The organism is Pseudomonas sp. E45-MNA-CIBAN-0222, assembly GCF_040310405.1.
Classification (GTDB): domain Bacteria; phylum Pseudomonadota; class Gammaproteobacteria; order Pseudomonadales; family Pseudomonadaceae; genus Stutzerimonas; species Stutzerimonas stutzeri_AC.
In genome coordinates, this window is the sequence record NZ_JBEOPU010000203.1 from 1 (window position 1) to 244 (window position 244).

Annotated in this window: 1 protein-coding gene; it reads right to left on the reverse strand. The window is 66.8% G+C overall.

All coding sequences use genetic code 11. The annotated features are described in order from the left end of the window. The coding region (locus tag AAEZ08_RS23335) for a LysR substrate-binding domain-containing protein (RefSeq protein WP_500125235.1) at positions 1-244 on the reverse strand (244 nt) is incomplete at both ends.

A 244-nucleotide genomic window follows, 5' to 3' on the forward strand; every position in this document is an offset into this window, starting at 1 on the left:
CTCGCGGCCCAGCGCACCGGGAATTCGCACAGCGGCAGGTTCGTGAAGTCCGGGCCCGGCACCGGGTCGGTCTGCAGGATCAGGTCGACGCCGTCGGTGCTGAGCAGGCGAATCAGATGCAGCGTCGTGTCGCTCGTGATCTCGACGTCGAGGCGCGGATAGCGCTCGCGCAGTTGCGCCATCAGCGCGGGAAACCAGCTGTGCACGATCGATTCGATCACGCCGATCCGGATCAGGCCCGCAT